The 19185-nt window shown below is 62.5% G+C and carries 18 protein-coding genes and 1 pseudogene; 8 read left to right on the forward strand and 11 right to left on the reverse strand.

Going from position 1 to position 19185, the window contains the following annotated elements:
• Positions 1–17 precede the first annotated feature (17 nt).
• A pseudogene (locus C3F36_RS16250) lies at positions 18–1580 on the reverse strand (IS3-like element ISAs20 family transposase).
• Positions 1581–2255: 675 nt separating this feature from the next.
• Between C3F36_RS16250 and C3F36_RS16255 the strand changes: the two are divergent.
• Complete coding sequence (locus C3F36_RS16255; protein ID WP_041212511.1) at positions 2256–3182, forward strand: L,D-transpeptidase family protein; 927 nt, start codon at positions 2256–2258, stop codon at positions 3180–3182.
• A gap of 71 nt (positions 3183–3253) precedes the next feature.
• Here the strand turns inward: C3F36_RS16255 and C3F36_RS16260 are convergent, their stop codons facing one another.
• The 4 genes from C3F36_RS16260 to fldB form a co-directional block, all read right to left on the reverse strand.
• Positions 3254–3631 carry a VOC family protein gene (locus C3F36_RS16260; RefSeq protein ID WP_010673739.1) on the reverse strand — a complete coding sequence of 126 codons (378 nt, stop codon included), beginning with the start codon at positions 3629–3631 and terminating at the stop codon, positions 3254–3256.
• Between the two features lie 142 nt (positions 3632–3773).
• A complete protein-coding gene (locus tag C3F36_RS16265; RefSeq protein WP_104455443.1) occupies positions 3774–5114 on the reverse strand; it encodes a TldD/PmbA family protein in 1341 nt (446 codons plus the stop codon).
• Entirely contained in the window at positions 5114–6514 is a 1401-nt protein-coding gene (locus C3F36_RS16270; RefSeq protein WP_104455444.1) for a TldD/PmbA family protein, read from the reverse strand. Before C3F36_RS16270 ends, C3F36_RS16265 begins: the two co-directional genes overlap by 1 nt.
• A 294-nt stretch (positions 6515–6808) precedes the next feature.
• Positions 6809–7327 (reverse strand): flavodoxin FldB, encoded by a 519-nt coding sequence (fldB, locus tag C3F36_RS16275; protein WP_041212516.1) that lies wholly within the window; start codon positions 7325–7327, stop codon positions 6809–6811.
• 183 nt (positions 7328–7510) lie between these two features.
• On the opposite strand from fldB, the gene xerD reads away from it, so the two are divergent.
• Entirely contained in the window at positions 7511–8410 is a 900-nt protein-coding gene (gene xerD / locus C3F36_RS16280) for a site-specific tyrosine recombinase XerD (protein WP_042014490.1), read from the forward strand.
• Positions 8411–8484: 74 nt separating this feature from the next.
• Here the strand turns inward: xerD and mscL are convergent, their stop codons facing one another.
• Positions 8485–8895 carry a large-conductance mechanosensitive channel protein MscL gene (gene mscL / locus C3F36_RS16285; RefSeq protein WP_010673746.1) on the reverse strand — a complete coding sequence of 137 codons (411 nt, stop codon included), beginning with the start codon at positions 8893–8895 and terminating at the stop codon, positions 8485–8487.
• A gap of 259 nt (positions 8896–9154) precedes the next feature.
• Between mscL and C3F36_RS16290 the strand changes: the two genes are divergently transcribed.
• From C3F36_RS16290 to nqrE, 6 genes are all read left to right on the forward strand, one after another.
• On the forward strand, positions 9155–9856 hold the full coding sequence (locus tag C3F36_RS16290) for a disulfide isomerase DsbC N-terminal domain-containing protein (protein WP_104456073.1): 702 nt from the start codon (positions 9155–9157) through the stop codon (positions 9854–9856).
• Positions 9822–11552, forward strand: coding sequence for a single-stranded-DNA-specific exonuclease RecJ (gene recJ / locus C3F36_RS16295; RefSeq protein WP_104455445.1), 1731 nt, complete (start codon positions 9822–9824; stop codon positions 11550–11552). Before C3F36_RS16290 ends, recJ begins: the two co-directional genes overlap by 35 nt.
• Before the next feature lie 151 nt (positions 11553–11703).
• Complete coding sequence (locus C3F36_RS16300; RefSeq protein ID WP_104455446.1) at positions 11704–12885, forward strand: MerR family transcriptional regulator; 1182 nt, start codon at positions 11704–11706, stop codon at positions 12883–12885.
• Positions 12886–12925: 40 nt separating this feature from the next.
• Positions 12926–13429 carry a GNAT family N-acetyltransferase gene (locus tag C3F36_RS16305; protein WP_104455447.1) on the forward strand — a complete coding sequence of 168 codons (504 nt, stop codon included), beginning with the start codon at positions 12926–12928 and terminating at the stop codon, positions 13427–13429.
• A 174-nt stretch (positions 13430–13603) separates the two neighbouring features.
• A complete protein-coding gene (locus tag C3F36_RS16310; protein WP_231959394.1) occupies positions 13604–14029 on the forward strand; it encodes a hypothetical protein in 426 nt (141 codons plus the stop codon).
• A 191-nt stretch (positions 14030–14220) separates the two neighbouring features.
• Positions 14221–14820 carry an NADH:ubiquinone reductase (Na(+)-transporting) subunit E gene (gene nqrE, locus C3F36_RS16315; RefSeq protein WP_010673752.1) on the forward strand — a complete coding sequence of 200 codons (600 nt, stop codon included), beginning with the start codon at positions 14221–14223 and terminating at the stop codon, positions 14818–14820.
• Positions 14821–14853: 33 nt separating this feature from the next.
• Here nqrE and C3F36_RS16320 read toward each other — a convergent pair whose 3' ends face one another.
• The 5 genes from C3F36_RS16320 to C3F36_RS16340 form a co-directional block, all read right to left on the reverse strand.
• Positions 14854–15342: a GNAT family N-acetyltransferase gene (locus C3F36_RS16320; protein ID WP_104455448.1), complete on the reverse strand. Its 489-nt coding sequence runs from the start codon at positions 15340–15342 to the stop codon at positions 14854–14856.
• Between the two features lie 145 nt (positions 15343–15487).
• Positions 15488–16453 carry a lipoyl synthase gene (gene lipA, locus C3F36_RS16325; RefSeq protein WP_039041111.1) on the reverse strand — a complete coding sequence of 322 codons (966 nt, stop codon included), beginning with the start codon at positions 16451–16453 and terminating at the stop codon, positions 15488–15490.
• An 85-nt stretch (positions 16454–16538) separates the two neighbouring features.
• On the reverse strand, positions 16539–17231 hold the full coding sequence (lipB, locus tag C3F36_RS16330) for a lipoyl(octanoyl) transferase LipB (protein ID WP_010673755.1): 693 nt from the start codon (positions 17229–17231) through the stop codon (positions 16539–16541).
• Positions 17232–17324: 93 nt separating this feature from the next.
• Positions 17325–17588: a DUF493 family protein YbeD gene (gene ybeD / locus C3F36_RS16335; RefSeq protein ID WP_010673756.1), complete on the reverse strand. Its 264-nt coding sequence runs from the start codon at positions 17586–17588 to the stop codon at positions 17325–17327.
• A gap of 279 nt (positions 17589–17867) precedes the next feature.
• Positions 17868–19097, reverse strand: coding sequence for a D-alanyl-D-alanine carboxypeptidase family protein (locus C3F36_RS16340; RefSeq protein WP_104455449.1), 1230 nt, complete (start codon positions 19095–19097; stop codon positions 17868–17870).
• Positions 19098–19185 lie beyond the last annotated feature (88 nt).

Raw genomic sequence — 19185 nt, forward strand, 5'->3', positions numbered from 1 at the left:
TGTCGCGCAAAGCTGTTTTAAGCAGCCTCTTTTTGCTCCGGCTCGGGTTTCTCGGGCCGCTCCGGATTTAGCATCACGGCACCGATAGGTGTCCAGTCTCGCGTCTTGCCACTCCACCTCGCTGGGTGTTGTGCTCGGGCGGCCTGGTACACAGCATCCCGTTTCGCCAGCAGGGCTTTATCGTCACCCCGATGCCGCTCGTTGGGTGTGACGAAGCGGATACGGCTATGCCGGTGCTCTTCGTTATACCAGGCCATAAAGTCGCGCACCCACTCCCTGGCCGCTTCCAGACTGGCAAAGCCGTCTGATGGCCACTGCGGACAGTACTTCAGCGTCCTGAACAATGACTCCGAGTACGGATTATCGTTGCTGACCCGAGGCCGTCCCCGCGAGGGCGTGACACCCAGGTCATGCATCTTGGTCAGCAGCGTGACTGACTTCATTGGCGCGCCGTTGTCCGAGTGCAAGACCAGCGGCTGCTTCCAGCACTGCTCGCGGATGATGCTCCGTTGCAGCAACGCCGCCGCCCGCTCACCGCACTCTTGTTCATGCACTTCCCAGCCCACCCCTTTGCGGCTGTAGATGTCCTCTATCAGATAGAGGTAGTAATACTGGCCGCGCACGAGTGACGGCAAGTAGGTGATATCCCAGGACCACACTTGATTGGGCCCAGTCGCGGTATGGCTGGTTGGTACCGGCACATGACGCGGTGGCTGGCTCCGGCCACGCCTGTGCTGCTGGTCAGCCGCCCGCAAGATGCGATAGAAGCTCGACTCACTGGCCAAGTAGCGCCCCTGGTCGGCCAGCCGTGGCACAATTTGACTCGGCGGCAACGAGGCGAACTCCTGGCTATTGCAGACGTCCAGCACGGCCTGCCGCTCCTCTGGGCTCAATGCATGAGCAGGTATGGAACGAACCGCATCCGGTCGCCTATCGGCACTCAGCTCAGGCCCGGCCAACCAGCGCTGGAGCGTGCGCAGACTCAGCCCCAACACCTCGGCCGCAGGATGCTTGCGGACGCCAGCTTCAAGCGCTTCGCGCCACCATGCAACGTATTGCTGCCGCTCTGGCAACGAGGTCAGTTGTCCTCGTCGACGTTGCTCCAGTAGGCATCGAGCTTTTTTTGCAATATCAGCAGAGCTGCCGCCTCGGCCAGGGCCTTGTCTTTGCGCCGCAGCTCTTGCTCCAGTTGCCGGATACGCTTCTTGTCCGCTTTGGCCTGTGCCTTCTCCGCCTGTTGTAAGGTACGAGCGGATTGCTGGCCCAGAATACAGGCTTGGCGCCATTGCTGGACTTGCTCGGGATAGAGACCCTTACGGCGGCAGTACTCACTGAGTTCAATCTCGGAAAGCGCAGCGGTTTCCAGCACGACGGCGAACTTGGCCTCGGCGGGCCCATTCATCGGTCAGTTTGTTGTCCCCGGGCACAGGAGACCCTCCGTCTTTGGCGTGTTTGCGCCAATTATACAGAGTGACCTCGCTGATGTTTTCCTGCCGAGCCAACTCGGCCACCGACATATTGATGGGCGGCAGCAGCTTCTTGAGCAAAGCAGCCTTGCGCTCACTTGAATAACGAGCCATTCGACACTCTTTATCCGCCCCCGGTCTTCACATTTAGATTATTCAGATTAGGCGACAACTATTCTGACACCGGGGGATTCTAGCCAAGTCATGTACAGAAAATTTACTCAACACATCGATCAAATCGCTCATGAGAAGCCCCTAATACTCAACGCAGTCTCATACTAGCATTGTGTATAGTTCCATGGATATCAATTTGAAGATTGTTGTAAGTGACTGAATTTATGGCGGTATGTTATGTTGCGTTCTGATTGCAAATCAGGACGGCGCCACCTGATGGCGTCGTGTGGGTTCATCGGTGGAGCAACCGTCTTCGACGCACGGCCATCCGATGGGGGCACATCGGAGCAGGAGGTGACTCGATACTCCGGATATACGGGGTGCGAGATTGTACTCGTGACCGCCTCGTCATGCAATTTGGGACGGCCTTGGCATGTCTGCGCCATGTTCATTTTACGCTCAGACTGGGGTTGCTAGAGTGCAAGGGGTGAAAGATGCCCCCGAGTTGGCAGTGAAATGGATCTTTTCGGCGAAAAAGACCATCTCCAAGTTGAAATTTTGCCCTGCTCGGGAAAGAATGCGCGCTCGGTTGTTGGTCCCCGGTGACGGGCCCACAAGAGACCGATGATGAGCAGGGCAAAGGCCCACAGGAACAGGAAACCATACAGGAATTTTATGAATCCCCTTCGCATTGCCGCTTCGGCTCTTTTATGTACGCTGGCGCTGGTCAGCCAGCAGGCCGCCGCCGTTGAATACCAGCTGCCTGCAGCCAACAGCCGCCTGATCGGTGAGAACCAGGAATACGTGGTGCCCGCAGACAACCGTCCGCTGGAGCAGATCGCCTCCGACTTCCAGCTGGGTCTGACCAACATCATGGAAGCCAACCCGGGCGTCGACCCCTACCTGCCCAAGGCGGGCAGTACTCTGATCATTCCCCATCAGCTGATCCTGCCCAACGCTCCCCGCGAAGGGATCGTCATCAACGTGGCCGAGATGCGTCTCTATTACTACCCGAAGGGCAAGAACGTGGTGCATGTGCTGCCCATCGGCATCGGCCAGCTCGGGGTCAACACCCCTGAGAACTGGATCACCAAGGTTGAGCGCAAGCGTGCCAACCCGACCTGGACCCCGACCGAGAATATCCGTCGCCGCTACGCCGCCCAGGGCAAGACCCTGCCCGCGGTCTGGCCGGCCGGCCCGGACAACCCCATGGGCCTGCACGCGCTCTACATCGGCAACCTGTACGCCATCCACGGCACCAACGCCACCTTCGGCATCGGTCTGCGGGTGAGCAGCGGCTGCGTGCGCCTGCGCGCCGACGACATCAAGTACCTGTTCGATCACGTGCCGGTCGGCACCCGCGTCCAGTTCGTCAACCAGCCGGTCAAGACCACGGTCGAGCCGGATGGCGGTCGCTACATGGAAGTGCACGAGCCGCTGTCGCGCACCGAGGAAGAGTTCAACTCCACCGCCTCCGTGCCGCTGCCCATGACCCCGGCGACCACCCGCTTCATCGCCCACGCTGACAGCGATTCCAACGTGGTCAAGCAGGTGCTGGAACAGCGTACCGGCATCCCGACCCGCCTCAATCCAGAGGCGTAATGGCCGGCAAGTGCAGTTAAACAACAACGGCGACCATCAGGTCGCCGTTGTTGTTTGTGCGTATCCGGACGTCAGCTTGCTGGTGGGGCATAGAGGGCCAGCCAGTTGCCTTCGGTATCCTCGATGATGACCCTGGACCCATGACCACTGCCGATGCTGTGCAGAGGCTCCAGCACCCGCCCGCCGAGCCGTGGGACCAGCAGCTCCGCCTCCTGCAACCTGTCACCGAGGGAGAGATAGATGAGGGGACCGGCACCGCCGGGCTGGTGATATTTGTCCATGGGGCCGAGACAGGCCGCCGCGTTGCTGCCGTCGTGGCGCAGCATGGCAAAGCGCATGGTCTCTTCCTGGATGGGGGTGACCTGCACATCGAGCAGGGCCGAGTAGAAGTCCATGGCGCGATCCAGATCCCGTGTCGGAATGTCGGCCCAGACCAGGGTGTTGTCCATCGTCGTATTCTCCAGAGTTCCCGGCCAACGCGGTCGGTGGCTCTTTGAGGTTAGAAGTGGCTGTCGGGGGGCGCCATGGATAAAAAAAGCGGCGACTGATGGCGCCGCTTGAAGGGGGAAGAGCCGAGTAAGGCTCCCCCTCTTATTTGCCGGCAATGCTGAGCCCGCCAAAGCGGATCAGCGGGGCATAGAAGTCCTTGCCATCGTCGTGGTGCAGCTGGTTGCCGACCGCTTCCAGTTCCCCGAGCAGACGATAGAAGTTGCCCGCCACCGTGATGCCGCGTACCGGCGCCACGCGCTCGCCATTGCGGCAGAGGAAGCCGGAGGCGCCGAACGAGAAGTCGCCGCTCACCGCATCGGCCCCAGAGTGCAGGCCGTCCAGCTTGACCAGCTCCAGGTACTCACCGCTTTGTACCTCGGCCTCGCCGTGGGGGCCGAGCCCGAACACCAGGTGACGAGGGGCCACGTCCAGGGCACTGCGGGCACTGCGGGCGGCTGCACCGTTGCTCGTCACGCCGAAGTGGCGGGCGGTGGCGCTGTTGTGCAGCAGGGTCTTGAGCTCCCCCTCGCCGATGAGCAGGAGATCCGAAGTGGCGGCCCCTTCGCCGTCAAACGCCTTGATCTTCATGCCCCCCGGCATATAGGCACGGCTCTCCAGGGTGAGCCAGCGAGAAGCCACGCTTTGGCCCAGCTTGTCGCGCCAGGGGTTGATCCCCTGCTGGGCCCACTTGCCAGACAGGGCGGACTGGAAGCAGCCAAACAGGCTGGCAAAGCAGTGGGTGCTGAAGATGACGCTGTAGCGACCGCTTGGCACCGCCTCACCCATCAGCAGGCCATCGGCCACGGCGTGGATCTGGCGGATGAGAGGCTGGCTCTCCAATTTGTCGAAGCGCCGTGCGTACTGTCCCTGGTAGTGCATGGACTGGCGGCCCTCCCGCTCGATGAGAGCGGAGCTGTGGCAGCCGACGCTGAATTCCTGATGTTCACAGATGCTGCCCTGGCTGTTGGCAAGCCAGAGGCGGCTCTCCCCCTCGAAGAAGCCGTTGTAGGGGGCGCCGGTCACGTCCGGCAGGGCCAGCATGTCGGACTCGAGGCACAGGGTCAGGGCGATCTTCTCTTCCACCGCCGTGGTGTCGGCCTGATGTATCTCGGCGCAGTCGGTGATGAGCCTGCTCTGCTGCACTGTGATGCGCTGATCCGGGTCCACCTTGGCGAAGCGGCTCGCATCGAGCGCATCCTGCACCATGGCGTCCAGGGCCGACGCGTCGAGGGACTCGGAATAGGCGATGCCGACCCGGCCTTCCTTGATGAGGCGAATGCCGATCTGCTGGCTGCTGGTGACCTTGTATTCACTGAGCTCGCCCTTGTCGGCCTTGAGGGAGAAGGCCTTCTCCTGATTGGCGATGACGTCTGCCTCGGCACCCAGATCGGCGACCTGGTCCAATAGACGGGCAAGCAGTTGGTTCATGTCGAGTTGGCTCATCAGGCGTTCCCTCCGACCAGAATGTTGTCAACCTTGAGCGGCGGCTGGCCGACCGAGGCGGGAATGGATCCGGAGACCGAGCCGCACATGCCGGCGGAGAGGGCCAGATCGCGCCCCACCATGGAGATCTCCTTCAATACCTGCGGGCCGGTGCCGATCAGGGTGGCCGACTTTAGGGGCCGGGTGATCCTGCCCCCCTCGATGAGGTAGGCCTCCTGCACGTTGAAATTGAACTCGCCGGTACCGGGCTGCACAGAGCCCCCCCCCATCCGCTTGGCATAGATACCGTGCTCCACGGTTGCCAGCATGTCGTCGAGGCTGTAGTTGCCCGGTTCGATAGAGGTGTTGCGCATGCGGGAGGCGGGGGCGAACTTGTAGGATTCCCGGCGCCCGGAACCGGTGCGGGCGTAGCCGGTGCGAAGGGCCCCCATTCTGTCCACCAGGAAGCCGGTCAGCACGCCGTCCTTGATGAGCTGGGTGTGCTGGGTCGCCATCCCCTCGTCATCGACGTTGATGGAGCCCCAGGCGTTGCCCTGCAAGCCCTCGTCCACCGCGCTGACCGCGGGGTTGGCGATGAGTTGGCCCATCTTGTCGTGGAACACGGATGCCTTCTTGGCCACCGAGGTGGTCTCCAGCAGGTGACCACACGCCTCGTGGAAGATGACGCCGCCAAAGCCGCTCTCCATGATGACCGGCAGCTTGCCGCTCGGGCAGGGGGCGGCGCCCAGCTTCACCAGTGCCTGGCGGGTGGCGGTGAGAGCCAGCTCGCGGGGATCGATGCTCTCGGCATGCTCCCATCCCTTCATGGCACCGGGGGCTTCATAGCCTACACTCTGCTCGCCCCCGTCCAGGGCGATGGTCTGGGCCATGATGCGGTTGTAGTGGCGGCGATCGCTCACCTGCACCCCTTCGCTGTTGAAGATCTCCACCTCCTGCTCCCAGCCGAGCACGTTGCCCGAGAACTGGCTCACCTTGTCGCTCTCGGCGCGGGCCGCAGCGTCCATGGCATGCAGGTAGGCGATCTTCTGCTCCAGCAGCTTGTCGGCCGACAGCGGCAGAGCGATCGGGTTGCGGTCGGTCAGGCGGGTGAAGTCAAAGGCAGTGGCGGTGACCACGGGGTCACGCCTGTCCTTGGCCGCCAGCAGGGTAACGATGCGCAAGAGCTCGTTGCGATCGGCCAGGTTGGTGTAGCCGTAGAGCACCTTGTGGCCGTAGCACAGGCGAACGCCGATACCGAAGTCGAGACCACCGCTGATGTTCTCTATCTGGCTGGAGAGCAGGCTGAGCTGGCTGCGGCGCTTGCGCTCCACAAACAGCTCGGCGAAATCGGCACCCAGCGCCAGCGCGTGATCGAGCACGTCGCGGGCGATGGCGGGGGCCAACAGGGAGAATGAAGTCATAGAATATCCTTTTCTGGTCTGTCCGTTTGCTTCCGACACCCGGCGTTGTGTTGTTATGGGGTGTCAACCTCATTGTTGCAGACCAGAAGCAAAAAGTCGCTATAGCGTCAGCCGATGATACCAAACGAGAAAATCGGTGCGATTTATGCGCCCGGCAGCCCGAGCGCAGGCTACCGGCAGGGGAGGTTGGCGCCGCTCATGGCGCTCGTTTTATATGAGGTCGACCCACTGCTCGATACGGGGTCGGTCTGGTCGTCCATTGGCTGGCGTCGTCGAACATCCAGACGGCCAGGGTCAGAGCAGTTCGTGGATCTCGCTCAGGATCTGGTCGACCCACTGCTCGATGCGGGACTCGGTCTGGTCGTACTGGTTGGCGTCATCGAGGGCCAGCCCGACGAAGTGGCGGCCATCGTCGATGAGCGCCTTGGAGGCGTCAAACTCGTACCCCTCGTTGGGCCAGTAGCCCACCAGCTTGACCCCCTTGGGGACCAGCTGATCGTGCAGCAGGCCGAGGGCATCCTGATACCACTCCCCATAGCCAAGCTGATCGCCCATGCCAAACAGGGCGATGATGCGTCCCTCCAGATGCAGGTCGGCGATGTCTTCCCAGCGGGATTCCCAGTCCTCCTGCAGCTCGCCGAAGTCCCAGGTGGAGATGCCCAGGATCAGGATGTCGTACTCCTGCATGCGGGCGAGGGGCACATCCTTGATGTTGTGGAGATCGACCAGCTCGGGGCCGATGAGGGCGCGGATCTTCTCGGCGGCCATCTCGGTGTAGCAGGTGGTGGAGCCATAAAACAAACCTATCTTCATCGCTCTTCTCTTGATCGCAGTCGGCAAGGGGCGTGACCGGCACAGCGGCGCCCGGGGGGAGGGCGCCAGTCTAGCAGATTGCGCCGGGCTCTTCACCGCCTGAGGGGATGTGCAGCCTTGCCTTGCAGCCCGGGTGGGTCGGCACGTTACAATGGCGACCTGTTTCCCTGAGCGCGGCGCACCATGAGCAAAGCAGAATCCCATCCCCTGATCGAGCCGTTTCTCGACGCCCTCTGGCTGGAGCGGGGGCTTTCCGACAACACGGTCAGCTCCTATCGCACCGACCTGGAAAAATTTGCCCTCTGGCTCGATGAGCAAGGCGGTTCCCTGCTGCTGGCGGGGCTGGACGACATCCAGCACTACCTCGCCTGGCGGGTGGACCATCAGTTCGCGGCCAGCAGTACGGCCCGTTTCCTCTCGGCCCTGCGCCGCTTCTACCAGTATCTCAATCGCGAGAAGCTGCGCAGCGACGATCCCACCGTGCTGCTGGAGGGGCCAAAGCTCCCCAAAAAGCTGCCATCGGATCTGAGCGAAGCCGAGGTGGAGGCGCTGCTGCAAGCGCCCCTGGTGGACGATCCGCTGGAGCTGCGGGACAAGGCAATGCTCGAGCTGCTCTACGCCACCGGGCTGCGGGTGTCCGAGCTGGTGGGGCTGACCGCCGAACACGTCAGCCTGCGCCAGGGGCTGGTGCGGGTGGTGGGCAAGGGCAACAAGGAGCGCCTGGTCCCCATGGGGGAAGAGGCGGTGCATTGGCTGGAGCGCTACTACCGGGAGGGGCGCACCCTGCTGCTGGGTGGCACCAGCTCGGACGTGGTGTTCCCCTCCAAGCGGGCCCGGATGATGACCCGCCAGACCTTCTGGCACCGCATCAAGCTCTATGCCCTGAGAGCCGGCATCAGGGGGGAACTCTCCCCCCACACCCTGCGTCACGCCTTCGCCACCCACCTGCTCAATCACGGCGCCGACTTGCGGGTGGTGCAGATGCTGCTGGGCCACGCGGATCTCTCCACCACCCAGATCTATACCCACGTGGCCAACGAGCGGCTCAAGGCACTGCACGGCCAGCACCACCCCAGAGCCTGATCGCCTCATCGGCCTTGCAACAAAAAACCGCCCGAAGGCGGTTTTTTTTTCAGCACACGACAGGGAGGAAACGGTTATTTCCCCTGCTGGGATTTCAGCAAGTCGCGGATCTCGGTCAGCAGCTCCTGATCCTTGGTGGGGCCGGCCGGGGCAGCGGCTTCCTCTTCCTGCTTCTTCTTCAGGGTGTTGATGGCCTTGAGCCCCATGAAGATGGCGAAGGAGATGATCAGGAAGTCGATACAGGTCTGGATGAACTTGCCGTAGGCGATGACCACGGCAGGGGCATCCCCTTCAGCGGCCTTCAGGGTCACGGCGAGATCGCTGAAATCCACGCCCCCCAGGATCAGCCCGATGGGGGGCATGATCACGTCTCCCACGAAGGAGGAGACAATCTTGCCAAAGGCGGCACCTATGATGATACCGACCGCCATGTCGATCACATTGCCCCTGGATGCAAAGGCCTTGAACTCTTGAATCAGACTCATTTTTCCCCCTAGAAATGGACAACGTGCCACCTGAGCGCACGTCGATTTGAATAATAAAACATCAGCAAAACAGAGGGATGACTAAAGATGTCTCCCATCGTCCTGATTAGCTTGCGGGGCTCAAGCCCGATTGGCAACCTGTCATCCCGTGATTTTTTCTTGCGGACGTTATTAATCGATCACTAATTAAGGTCTTTGGGAGAGGGAATTGTCTGGGTTACCTTATGAGACCCTTCAATCATGCCAAGTGAATGAGCTGATGCGATATTTACTGCTGGGAATGATGCTGCTGTGCGCTTTTGCGGCCAGCGCGGGGATGGACCCCCATGTGTTGAAACAGACCATAGAGCAGCGCCTCGGTGTGCAGGTCTACCTGGTGGACGAGACCCCCATGCCGGGCCTCTATCTGCTGGGCACGGCCCAGGGACTGCTCTATAGCGATGCCAGGGGAGACTATGTGCTGCAGGGCTCCATGCTGGATCTGGCCCACGACATGAGAAACCTCACCCGGCTCAGCCAGCAGCAACGCAGGCTGGCGCTCCCCCAGATAGGGGAGGCCCGGCTCTGGCTCAAGGCCACCCCTGAACGCCACCGCCTCACCCTGTTTACCGATCTCGCCTGCGGTCCTTGCCGCATCGCGCTGGAGGAGTTGCCCCGCTTGCAGGCGAGGGGCGTGAGCGTGCAACTGCTGCCTGCGCCTGTCGCCGCCTCGGATCAGGCTAGCTGGTGCGATCCCGGGCTGCTGCGCGAACTCAACTTCAGCGATCGTTTGCCTGAGAGCGGCTGTAATGCGATCCTTGCCCATCATATCGGCCTGAGCCAATGGCTCGGGATCAAGGCGTCACCGAGCTGGGTCCTGCCCAATGGCGATCTGGTGCGTGGTTACCAGAGCCCCGAACAACTGCTCAAGATACTGGATCACATCAATGCCCCTGCTAATCCGTCGTCGTCCGCGAGTTGATGATTCCCATCTGCCCGTCACCCTGCACCCGCTGCTTCGTCAAATCTTCGCCAGCCGCGGGGTCGAAGACCCTGCCCTGCTGGAGCGCAGTGCCAACCAGCTGCTGCCGCCCCAGCGCCTGTTCGGCATGGCGCAGGCGGTGCCGCTGCTGGCCGAGGCGCTGACGGCGCAAAAACGCATTCTCATTGTCGGGGACTTTGACTGCGACGGCGCCACCAGCTCGGCGCTGTGCGTGCTGGCCTTGCGCGCCATGGGTGGTCGTCACATCGATTTTCTGGTGCCCAACCGCTTCGAGTTCGGCTATGGCCTCACCCCGGAGATCGTCGAGCTGGCGGTGGCCCGCGGCGCCGAGTTCCTGATCACGGTGGACAACGGCATCTCCAGCATCGCCGGGGTGGCGGCGGCCAAGGCGGCCGGCATGCAGGTACTGGTTACCGATCACCATTTGCCCGGCCAGGAGCTGCCTGACGCCGACGCGATAGTGAACCCCAACCAGCATGGCTGCGACTTCCCCTCCAAGTCCCTGGCCGGGGTCGGGGTTGCCTTCTATCTGATGGCGGCTCTCAACACCCATCTGCGCCAGAGCGGCTGGTATGAGCGCCAGGGGCTGCGCGCCCCCAACGTGGCGGATTACCTCGATCTGGTGGCCCTCGGCACCGTGGCCGACGTGGTGGCGCTCGATGGCAACAACCGCATCCTGGTTCATCAGGGCTTGCAGCGGATCCGGGCCGGCCGCTGCCGCCCCGGCATCCAGGCGCTGGTGGACGTGTCGGGTCGCGACGGGCGTCGCCTGTGCGCTGCCGATCTCGGCTTTGCGCTGGGGCCGCGCCTCAACGCGGTGGGCCGGCTCGATGACATGTCCCTCGGGGTCGCCTGTCTGCTCTGTGACGACATCAATCTGGCGCGCCAGTTCGCCTCCGAAATGGACAGCCTCAACCAGGAGCGCAAGGAGATCGAGCAGGGGATGCAGCAGGAGGCGCTCGCCACTTTGGAGCAGATCCGTTTTCGTGACGGCGAGGTACCGCCCGGCATAGTGCTGCACCGAAACGAGTGGCATCAGGGGGTGGTGGGGCTGGTGGCCTCCAAGGTGAAGGAGAAGTACTACCGCCCGGTCATCGCCTTTGCCGAGAGCAGCGAGACCGAGCTCAAGGGCTCCGGGCGCTCCATCCCGGGGGTGCACCTGCGCGATGCGCTGGAACTGCTCGATACCCGCCACCCCGGCTTGATGGGCAAGTTTGGCGGCCACGCCATGGCGGCCGGGTTGACCCTGCCCAAGGCCAATATCGAGGCCTTCGGGCGGGCTTTTGAGGCGGTCATCGGCGAGCTGGTGACCCCTGAGCTCTTGACCGGGGTGCTGCTCACCGACGGCGAACTGCTGCCGGACGAGCTCACCCTCGAGCTGGCGGAGCTTATTCGCGCCTCCGGCCCCTGGGGTCAGGCCTTCCCCGAGCCGCTGTTTGACGGCGAGTTCGTGCTGGTGCAGCAGCGGCTGGTGGGGGAGAAGCACCTCAAGATGATGCTGACCACGGATTCCGGCCACGCGGTGGATGCCATCGCCTTTGGCGTCGACTTGCAGCGCTGGCCCGACGCTTCGGTGAAGCGGGTGCGACTGGTCTACCGGCTCGACGTCAACGAGTGGCGTGGCAACCGAAGCGTGCAGCTGTTGGTGGAGCATCTGGAGGCCGCCGGCCTCTGACGTTCGTGAGTTTCTTTTGCTGCCTATGACGGCCACCTCAGGGTGGCCGTTTTTTTATGGTGTTAACCCGGATGTTGTCGTTGACCCGTCTATTGCTTCACAGTTTAAGCTTCCCTTCATCGGGTCACGGACCCCACTGCGAGTCGCTGTCATGAAAATATCCGAACTGGCCCGGCGCTGCGGCCTGGCCCGCTCCACCCTGCTCTATTACGAGAAGCTGGGGGTGATTACGGGCACGAGGGGCGCCAACGGCTATCGCCACTACGACGATGACGATCTGCAGCGGCTGCGGATGGTACAGGCCCTGCAGGCCGGCGGGCTCAGCCTCAAGCAGTGCCTCGCCTGCCTGGCGGGCGAGCTGGAGCAGGCAACGCTGGAAGCCCGGGTCAGGGAGCTGGATGAAGAGCTGGCGCGGATGCAACGCGCCCGGGATCTGCTGGCGGATCTCGCCGGTTTGCGTGCGCACTCCGGCGAAGAGTTCAAGGCCTGGCAGCGGCAACTGCAGCATCAAGCCCCGCAGGCTTACTTTGCCTGGGTGATGAAGCAGGGATTCAGTGAAAAAGAGCGTTATCACCTGCAGTGGCTCAGCAAAGACATGAATGAACATGAACGTTACATCCGGGATTTCAAGCTGCTGCTGGATGGCATGAGCTATTGGGGGCCGGGCGATAGCCTCTTCACCCAGCAGCAATTTGCCGCGCTGCCCAGCCAGCCTCGCCGGATCCTCGACATGGGCTGTGGGCGCGGCGCCGCCACCCTGGCGCTGGCACAGGTGACGGACGCCCCCATCGTAGCCATCGATCTGGACGAGGAGGCGCTGGCCGCCGTGGCGAGATCGGCCAGTGCGGCGGGGCTGAGTCAGGTCACTACTCTGTGCGCCAACATGGCGGCGCTGCCGGCAGACCTGGCCCCCGCCGATCTCATCTGGGCCGAGGGGAGCGCCTACACCATCGGGGTGGCCAATGCGCTCAAAGCCTGGCGGGCACACCTTGCCGGCCCTGCTGCCTGCCTGGTGCTGAGCGACCTGGTGTGGCTGACGGACACGCCGCCAGAGGAGGCGCTGGCGTTCTGGCAGCGGGATTATCCCGCCATGCAGACCCTGGCGGGCCTGCTCAAAACGGTGAAGGAGGCGGGTTATCGCTGCCTGTGGCACACCCCGTTGCCGCAAAGGGCCTGGCACAACTATCTGGATCCCATCGAGCGCAATCTGGCGCGCCACAGTGCCGAGCTGGGGGATAGCCCAGCCTGGCAGGACTTGAGCCGGGAAGTGGCCATCCACCGCCAACACCTGGGCAGCTACGGCTATGTGATCTGCTGCCTGCAGGCAGTCTGATCAGGCCATCCATTGCAAGATAACAAACGGAGAAAACCTTATGAGCATCATCATTCGGCCCGAAACAGGCGCCGATCACGACGCCATTGAAGCGCTGACCGTGGCCGCGTTCCTCAATGCCCCCCATACCGATCACAACGAGCAGCTGATCGTGCGCGCCTTGCGCCAGGCCGGGGCACTCAGCCTGTCGCTGGTGGCGGAGCTGGAGGGGCAAGTGGTCGGCCACCTCTGCTTCTCGCCGGTGACCATCAGTGATGGCAGCCCGCACTGGTATGGTCTTGGTCCCATTTCGGTCTCCCCTGCGCTGCACGGCAAGGGGCTGGGGTCACGGCTGATGGAGGCGGGTCTGGCCGAGCTCAGGGGGATGAGTGCGGCCGGCTGCGTGGTGCTGGGGGAGCCCGGCTTCTACGGCCGTTTCGGTTTCGTGCCCGAGCCGGGGTTGACGCTGCCCGGCGTGCCGCCCGAGTACTTCATGGCCCGCTTGTTCGGCGCTGCCATGCCCAGTGGTGAAGTGCGCTACCACCAGGCCTTCCAGCAGGGGTGAGCCCTCACCTTGAGGAAGATGAAAGTCGCTTTCTCAAGGTGGTGCAACCTTGTCGGTTTTAGGGAATGGGGCGGTGTTTAATATCAACCTTTCTGATATCTCATGGTGGAAAATGCAATAAGTGACGGTATTGTGATATATTCCACCTGTAATTTTTCTTGACGGACAGCCCCCTTGTCATCCTCTCGCCGCCCCTCGTCATGGCCGATGGTGCTTGCCATCGCCTGCCTTCTCTGGCTTGCCGCTGCGGCGGCGGCAGGGGTCGTTGCAACGCCGGGAATGGAGACGCAAGGGCAGGAGCGGCCGATGCTGTTCCATGAGCCAGCGAACCCGGGGCTTGCCGACAACGTCAGCCTGCCGCCCGCCTCCCAGTGGCGGCTCGGTTTCGAACAGGGACGGCGACTGGAAGGGGCCGCTCATGCCGAGCTCTACCAGATGCTGCTGGCCTGGTTCCAGCACGAGATCCTCGGCCTGCTCTGCGGCCTGCTGTTTTTCCTGCCTCTCATCTATCTCAGGCAGCGGCCCGACTACTTCGGCGCTCTGCACACACGGCGGCTTCGCTGCCACCACCTGCAATATCGCTTCTGCCAGGGCGACTAGGTTCACCAGCCGGGCGCCCGCCCGTTTGATCCCCGTCATTGAGTACCGCTGACCGGGCTGCTCGGCAGTCTGGCGGCTGCCGTGGTCATTACCGGGTGCTGCGCCAGCTCTCTCTGTAAACGTCATCTTCGCGACTGGCCGTTGGCCGGGCGCGGACATGCTCTTATTGCAACCAAGTGGTGAACTCATTCATGGACTATTACGTCAATCTCTTCATCCAGTCGATCTTTGTGGAAAACCTGGCGCTGGCCTTCTTTCTTGGCATGTGCACCTTCCTGGCCGTTTCCAAGAACATCAACACCGCCTTCGGTTTGGGCATGACGGTGCTGGTGGTCATGGTGATCGCCATCCCCCTCAACAACCTGATCTACCGCCATATCCTGCGTCCCGAGAGTACCTTCCTCGGGGAGTTTGATCTGGGCTTTCTCGATTTCATCGTCTATATCGGGGTGCTGGCGGCGCTGGTGCAGGTGATGGAGATGGTGCTCGACAAACATTTCCCGGCGCTCCATCACGCGCTCGGCATCTATCTGCCGCTGCTGACGGTGCACTGCGCCATCTTCGGCGGGGTGATGTTCATGGCCCAGCGGGATTACGACTTCATCGAATCCGTGGTCTACGGGGCGGGCTCAGGGCTGGGCTGGCTGCTGGCCATCGTCGCCATTGCGGGGTTGCGCCAGAAGATGAAGTATTCGGATGTGCCCGAGGGGCTGCGGGGGATCGGCATTACCTTCATCGTGGCGGGGCTGATGTCTCTCGGCTTCATGTCTTTTTCCGGCATCTCGCTCTGAGCCATGGGCCGGGTGGTGGCCCAATGAAGGTGCTCAATCCAGACGCTTTGCCATGTTGTAGCCCGTGATGGTGAAGCCCAGCGCCTGATAGAGCGCCAGTGCCCTCGGGTTGTCATGGGCCACCCTCAGCTTGATCTGGTTGATGCCTAGGGGGGTGAGCTGCGCCTCCAGGGCGGCCATGGCAGCCTTGCCGAGGCCGCGACCACGATGGGGCGGTGTCACATAGAAGTCGTAGATGAAGGTGGTGCCGGCGGCGTCGTCGATGGCGTGCCAGAGATAGCCCAGAGGCTCGCCCGGTGCGTTCGAGGCTTCAGGTACCATGGCGAGCAGGTGATGACTCGGGGTGGCGACACCCAGTGGCAGGAGCTGCTGCAACGAGGCGTCGGCCTGACGGTGGGCGTCAGGCAGCGCCATCCCGTGGTTGTTGGCAAGATCCTGGGCGTATTCCTCGATGAAGTAGTCGCGATAGGCGGGAAAGTCTGCGTCACGCAGGGGGATCAGGCGAATGGTGAGAGTCGGCATCCGGCACAGCACTCCAGAGAAGGGGAGTGGCCACGTTACGCCAGAACGGCGCCAATCACAAAGGGACAACCGCTGCCTGCGAGGTGACGGCGATAAAAAAAAGAGCGCCCAGGGGCGCTCTTTTTCTGCCTGCAGGAAAAGAGGCTTATTTAACCTCTTCCCCCTTGGCTTGCAGGTCTGCGTGGTAGGAGGAACGCACGAAGGGACCGCAGGCGGCGTGGCTGAAGCCGAGATCCATGGCCACATCCTTGAGTTCGTCGAACTCTGCGGGCGGCACATAACGCTTCACCGGCAGGTGGTGGCGGCTCGGTTGCAGATACTGGCCCAGGGTCAGCATGTTGACGCCGTGCTCGCGCAGATCCTTGAGTACCTCGACGATCTCCTCGTTGGTCTCGCCAAGGCCCATCATCAGACCGGACTTGGTCGGCACGTGGGGGTGCATCTCCTTGATGCGGCGCAGCAGCTCCAGGGACCACTTGTAGTCGGCACCCGGACGGGCAACCCGGTACATGCGCGGGGCGGTTTCCAGGTTGTGGTTGAAGACGTCAGGCGGGGTCTCGCGGAACACCTCCAGCGCCTGCTCCATCCGGCCACGGAAGTCCGGGGTCAGGATCTCGATGCGGGTCTGGGGGCTGTGCTCGCGGATCTCGCGGATGCAGTCGGCGAAGTGCTGGGCACCGCCGTCCCGCAGATCGTCGCGGTCCACCGAGGTGATCACCACGTACTTGAGGTTCATCTCCTTGATGGTGAGTGCCAGCTTCTTCGGTTCCTCCGGATCCAGCGGCAACGGACGGCCGTGGGCCACGTCGCAGAAGGGGCATCGGCGGGTACAGATGGCGCCCATGATCATGAAGGTCGCGGTGCCGTGGTTGAAGCACTCCGCCAGGTTGGGGCAGGAAGCCTCTTCACACACAGAGTGCAGCTTGTTTTTGCGCAGGGTGCTCTTGATGTGCTCGATCTTCTGGCTCGACGGCGGCAGCTTGATCCGCATCCACTCCGGCTTGCGCAGCACTTCCTCGTTGGGATCCGGCATGAATTTCACCGGGATCAGGGCCATCTTGTCGCCATCGCGCAGCTTGACGCCCGGCTCCATACGAACGGGTTTGCTCATGATTCACTCTCGGTGTTTGTTATTGTCTGGTTGACGGTCACCAGGGGCCTTGCGGCTCCCTCGTGACCACGGGGCATGGGGTTGCTCATGCCGCCTCTTCGGTATTCGTGATCTCTTGGTAGCCAATCAGGCGGGCCAGCTCCGTCACCAGCAGGGACTGTGCCTCGGCGACGCTCTGCGGGCCGCCCAGGGCGCTGGTCTGGGTCATGGCCATGCCCGCATAGCCGCACGGATTGATGCGCAGGAAGGGAGTCATGTCCATGTTGACGTTGAGGGCCAACCCGTGGAACGAGCACCCCTTGCGAATGCGCAAACCCAGGGACGCCAGTTTGGCTTCCATACCCAGATCGCTCTTCACGTAGACGCCCGGGGCATCGGCCTTGGCGTAGGCCTCGATATTGCTTTTGGCGAGCGTGTTGATGATGGCGGTTTCGAGGCAGGTCACCAGCTCCCGTACAGAGAGCTTGCTGCGGCGCACATCCACCAGCACGTAGAGCACCAGCTGGCCCGGGCCGTGATAGGTCACCTGGCCGCCGCGATCACTCTGCACCACCGGGATGTTGCCCGGGGCGAGCAGGTGTTCGGCCTTGCCGGCCTGGCCCTGGGTGTAGACGGGGTCATGCTCCACTACCCAGAACTCGTCCGGGGTGTCGGGGGTGCGATTGTCGGTGAACGCCTTCATGGCGTCCCACACCGGCTGGTAGGGGCGACGGCCCAGCTGTCTGACGAGCAGTTGGCCGGCTGACGGTTGTGGCTCGGCGGGCGTTTCGAGTGACATCTTTCCTCACTGGCGGCGCGGTGTCGGTACGGTCGCCGCTGCGACCGGGCGGCAAATAATCAGTCGCCCCGGTGGCGGGGCGAGAGAGGCAACTTACAGGACGTAACGAACCAGCTCGATCTTGCCAAGGGCGGTATACATGGCCTCGATGTGTTCCTTGCTCTGGGCGGTGACCGTCACCCGTACCGAGTGATAGTTGCCCTTGGAGCTCGGCTGAACGGTCGGGCTGTAGGTGCCGGGGGCGTGCTGCTGCAGCACTTCCACCACCATGTCGGGCAGGGCGGGATCGGCCACGCCAAGCACCTTGAACGGGAACTTGCAGGGGAACTCCAGCAGTTCATCAAACTTGGTATTCATCTACTTCACCTTTCTGGGTCGCCGGGACGCGACGTCATCTTTACGTCTTTGAGGGCCGCCGAAACGGTCCCCTCATCTGCCCCCAGGGGACAGTTCCCAGTCTATATGGGCATGAGCCGCCTCGGGATCAAGACCCGGCGGTGCGGCAAGACGTGGAAATGCTGCTTTTTACCACAAATCGTCAGTCGGCGGAACCTGCAGATTACAGGGTTATTGACTGGACAGACCGCAAAAGACAGCAGCGGCGCCTGTTGGCGCCGCTGCTTGAGGAAGGGTCTGTTACTTGAACCAGCTGGAGACCAGCATCACCAGGTAATCCCACAGGCGGCTTATCAGGCCACCTTCCTGCACCTCTTCCAGGGCAACCAGGGGAACCTGCTTGATCTCCTTGTCCCCTTGCTTGAGGTACACGGTGCCGACGCGCTGGCCCTTGGCCAGGGGCGCCTTCAGCTCGCTCTCCAGCTGGAAGTCCGCCTTGAGGTTGTTGCCCTGGCCACGGGTGACCAGCACGGAGACGTCCTTGTCGACCCCCAGCTTCACTTCCGGCTTGTCGCCCATCCAGATCTTCTGGGTGACCAGTTCGGTGCCCGCCTTGTAGGGGGTCAGGCTCTGGAAGAAGCGGAAGCCGTAGGTGAGCAGCTTCTTGCTCTCGGCAGCGCGGGAGGCCTCGCTGTTGGCCCCCATGACCACGGCGATCAGGCGCATGCCTTCGTTGTTGGTGGCGGAAGAGACCAGGTTGTAGCCGACCTGGCTGACGTGACCTGTCTTGATGCCGTCAACCTGCAGGGATTGGTCCCACAGCAGGCGGTTGCGGTTGTGCTGGGTGATGCCGTTGAACACGAAGGACTTCTGGGAGTAGATCTTGTACTCCTCCGGCTGATCGTGGATCAGGGCCTGACCCAGGCGGGCCATGTCGCGGGCGGTACTGTAGTGGCCCTCTTCATCCAGGCCGTGGGGGTTCTTGAACTGGGAGTCCTTCATGCCGAGCTTGGCGGCCCAGGCGTTCATCAGGCTGGCGAAGGAGTCGGTGCTGCCTGCGAGGTGCTCGGCCATGGCGACGCAGGCGTCGTTGCCGGACTGGATGATGATGCCCTTGTTGAGATCATCGACGGAGACCTGCTTGCCCACCTCGATGAACATCTTGGAGGAGTCGGAGTAGTTCTTGGACCAAGCGTTCTGGCTGATGGTCACCATGTCGGTGCCCTTGATGTTCCCTTTGTGCAGCTCGTCGCCGACGATGTAGGAGGTCATCATCTTGGTCAGGCTGGCGGGGGGCAGACGCTCGTCGGCGTTCTGCTCGGCCAGCACCTGGCCCGAGAAGTAGTCGATCAGGATGTGGGCCTTGGCGGAGATCTCGGGCGCGGCAGGCACCACCATGGGGGCGCTGTTCAAAGTGGGGACCGGCTGGGCACTCGGCAGGGCCGAATCCGGGGTCGGAACAGGCTGGTTGGCCTGAGCGGTGGCGCTTAACAGGGAGGCCAGAATAACGGAGCGGGCAAATTTGGACATCTTGAAATTCCTGGTGCCTGGATGGGATGTACCCAAGTTGAAAAAAAGCGGGCCCCACTATACCAGATGTGCGTGTCGGTCATAGTCC

Source organism: Aeromonas sp. ASNIH2, from assembly GCF_002934795.1.
Taxonomy (GTDB): domain Bacteria; phylum Pseudomonadota; class Gammaproteobacteria; order Enterobacterales; family Aeromonadaceae; genus Aeromonas; species Aeromonas caviae.